Origin of the sequence: Roseiarcus sp. (assembly GCF_049514155.1) — a bacterium.
Classification (GTDB): Bacteria; Pseudomonadota; Alphaproteobacteria; order Rhizobiales; family Beijerinckiaceae; genus Roseiarcus.
Map to the genome: position 1 here is coordinate 1 of NZ_JBEKVH010000269.1, position 3,254 is coordinate 3,254.

Consider the following 3,254-nt stretch of genomic DNA (forward strand, 5'->3'; position numbering starts at 1 on the left):
GAGCCGCGGATCGCCTCGGCGAGCGCCTTGGTCTCGGCCGAGGCGCGGCCGGGCGCGAAGATCAGGCCCATGCTGGTCGAGGGCAGGCTCGGCAGACCCAGCTCCGCGCCGATCGGCTGCAAATCCTCGCCGACCATGCCGACCGGCAGCGCGGTCGCCGCGAGCCCGGCCCTGACGACGGTGATGACGGCGCTGTAGTTCTTGGAGAAGAACAGCGGGTGGGTCGGGCGCGGCCAGTCGCGCAACGCCTCTTCGGTGACCTTGCCCCACACGCACACCGGACTGCCGAGCGCGAGGGGAATCGGCGCCCCTTCCGGCGGCTTGAAGCGCTTTGAGGCGACCCACAGCAGCGGCTCCTCGCGCACCAGTTCGAACGCGCGCAGGCCCTCGTGATCGGTGACCAGCGCCAGTTCGATCGCCTTGGCCTGGACCTGGGCGGCGAGCTCGGCCGAGTTCTCGCAGACGACCGAGATTTCGACCAGCGGGTGGCGGCGGTTGAACAGCGTCAGGATGTTGGCGAGGAACGCCTCGGCGTAGTCGTCGGGAATGCCGAGCCGGACCGCGCCGTTGAGCCCTTTGCGCGAAATCGCCGCCATCGCCCCGGCCTCGACCTGGATCATTCGCCGCGCGAATTCGATCAGCCGCTCGCCCTCGCTGGTCAGCCGCGCCGAGCGGCCCTGGCGGACGAACAGGGCGCAGCCCAATTGTTGCTCGAGCCGGCGAATGTGCATCGAAACCGCCGATTGGGTCTTGTTGACCCGTTCGCCGGCGCGGGTGAACGAGCCGGTGTCGACGATGGCGATGAAGGAGCGGAGTTGATCGGTGTCGAGCATGACGATCCATCTTGGTTCGCGATGGATTACCTTACAAACATTCGTTGGACCGATCAATGGCGAATCGCGATAATGACGGCCAGAAATGAGGATTCCGGCGTCCGGCTCGCCGAAAATAGCGGTTCGAGCCGGATTTTCGCCCCAGGAGCTACCCATGTTGGACGTATCGAACGATTTTCGGCGTCATTCCGACTTCAGCACGATGATCCGGCGCGCGCTCAGCTGGCCGGCGCGCGTCGTCGAAGCCCGCCGCACTCTCGCCCAGCTCGCCCAGATGTCCGACCGCGAACTCAGCGACCTCGGCCTGTTGCGCGCCGACCTCGCCGACTGCACCGCCCTGGCGCTTGACGACGATCCGGGCGAGCGGCTCGCCCGCGCCCGCGCGGTCCGCGCCTGGTACGGTCGCCATCACGACCAGGCGGCCTGAAAGCCAAAGTCGGGCTCTTTCGGCCCGATCGGGGCGCCATGATGAAATTCGATGCGCGCGCTTCCTTGCAGGAGGCGCGCGTTTCTGGCTAGGGACGGAGCGGACGCGCTTTCGCGTCGGCTCGAGGTCCCGCCATGACAGTTGCCGCCTCCGTTTCCGGGGTCGAAATCCGCGCCGCCGCCTCGCCGCGCGCCGATGAAATCCTCAGCCCGCCGGCCCTCGCCTTCCTCGCCGACCTGCATCGCCGCTTCGACGCGCGCCGCAACGCGCTTCTCGCCCGGCGCGCCGAACGGCAGAAGCGCTTCGACGCCGGCGAGCTGCCTGACTTCCTGATCGAGACGCGGGCGATCCGCGAAGGCGGCTGGAAGGTCGCGCCGATTCCCGCCGATCTTCTCGACCGGCGGGTCGAGATCACCGGCCCGGTCGACCGCAAGATGATCGTCAACGCGCTCAACTCGGGCGCCAAAGTGTTCATGGCCGATTTCGAGGACGCGTCGTCGCCGGCTTTCGCCAACATGATCGAGGGCCAGGCCAACCTGCTCGATCTGTGGAACGGCCGCATCGACTTCACCGACGCGGCGAGCGGCAAGCTCTATGCGGTCAAGCCGAATCCGGCGGCGCTGATGGTCAGGCCGCGCGGCTGGCACCTCGACGAGCGCCACCTGCTCATCGACGGCAAGGTCATGTCGGGCTCGCTGTTCGATTTCGGCCTCTATGTCTTCCATAGCGCCCGGCTGCAGAAGGCCAAGGGCTCGACCCCGGCCTTCTACCTGCCCAAGCTCGAGAGCCATCGCGAAGCGCGGCTGTGGAACGACGTCTTCTCGCACGCCGAGGAGACGCTCGCGGTCGCGCACGGGACGTTTAAGGCGACGATCCTGATCGAGACGCTGCCGGCCGCGTTCGAGATGGACGAGATCCTGTTCGAGCTCAAGGACCACATCGTCGGCCTCAATTGCGGTCGCTGGGATTACATCTTCTCGTTCATCAAGCGGCTCGGCAGGAACCCGGCCTTCCTCACCCCCGATCGCGCGGCGATGACGATGGGCAAGGCGTTCCTCGCCGCCTATTCGCTGCTGCTGATCAAGACCTGCCACAAGCGCGGCGCCTTCGCGATGGGCGGCATGGCGGCGCAGATCCCGATCAAGGGCGATCTGGCGGCGAACGAGGCCGCTTTCGCCAAGGTGCGCGCCGACAAGGAGCGCGAAGCCGGCAACGGCCACGACGGCACCTGGGTCGCGCACCCCGACCTGGTGGCGGTCGCGCAGCAAGTGTTCGACCGGCTGATGCCGCAGGCCAACCAGCTCTCGGTGATGCGCGACGACGTCGAGGTGACGAGCGCCGACATGATCAAGGTCCACGACGGCGCGCGCACGGAGAACGGCCTGCGCGAGAACATCCGCGTCGGCGTGCAATATCTCGAAGCCTGGCTGCGCGGCCGCGGCGCCGTGCCGCTCTACAACCTGATGGAAGACGCCGCGACGGCGGAAATCTCGCGCGCGCAGGTGTGGCAATGGCTGCATCTCAAGGCCAAGCTCGACGACGGCCGCGTCGTCACGCCGGAGCTGTTCAGGGCGACCTTCGCCGACGAGTTGGCCAAGGTGCGCGCCGCGCTTGGGCCAGACGTCTACGACAACGGCCGCTTCGCCGAGGCGACGAAATTGTTCGAAGACATGTCGCTCGCCCCGACGTTCGAGGAGTTCTTGACCCTGCCGGCGTACAAGCTGATCGACTAGCCCTCACCCTGCCCTCTCCCGTTCGGGCTACCAGACTCACACAAGTCTCCGCAGGCGGGCGGGGGCCACGTCGATACTCCGCCGTCAACCGGCTTCGCCGGTCCTCCGCTCCGCTTCGGCCGCTTCGCGGTGACAGCGACGCATCGACGTGGCGATGGTTCGCCAAGCTCTTCGACGGGCAAACCCGGCCCGATCGGGCCAGGTTTGTCCGTCGAAGAGCTTGGTTGCGAGAGGCCTGAACCGCGCGCAGGGGTCAATGGC

3 protein-coding genes are annotated in these 3,254 nt (G+C 67.3%); 2 read left to right on the forward strand and 1 reads right to left on the reverse strand.

Annotated elements, in window-relative coordinates; translation table 11 throughout:
- Positions 1 to 833, reverse strand: an 833-nt coding sequence (locus ABSF49_RS21235; protein ID WP_424114622.1) for a LysR family transcriptional regulator, incomplete at its 3' end; no start/stop codon positions are given.
- Positions 834 to 987: 154 nt separating this feature from the next.
- On the opposite strand from ABSF49_RS21235, the gene ABSF49_RS21240 reads away from it, so the two are divergent.
- Entirely contained in the window at positions 988 to 1,260 is a 273-nt protein-coding gene (locus tag ABSF49_RS21240; protein ID WP_424114623.1) for a DUF1127 domain-containing protein, read from the forward strand.
- A 134-nt stretch (positions 1,261 to 1,394) separates the two neighbouring features.
- Positions 1,395 to 2,993 (forward strand): malate synthase A, encoded by a 1,599-nt coding sequence (gene aceB, locus ABSF49_RS21245; RefSeq protein WP_424114624.1) that lies wholly within the window; start codon positions 1,395 to 1,397, stop codon positions 2,991 to 2,993.
- The last annotated feature ends 261 nt before the right edge of the window (positions 2,994 to 3,254 follow it).

What these genes read in the sequence shown, in the direction of transcription:
- ABSF49_RS21240 (WP_424114623.1), top strand. Translation starts at nt 988, where the DNA reads ATGTTGGACGTATCGAACGATTTTCGGCGTCATTCCGACTTCAGCACG.
- aceB (WP_424114624.1), top strand. Translation starts at nt 1,395, where the DNA reads ATGACAGTTGCCGCCTCCGTTTCCGGGGTCGAAATCCGCGCCGCCGCC.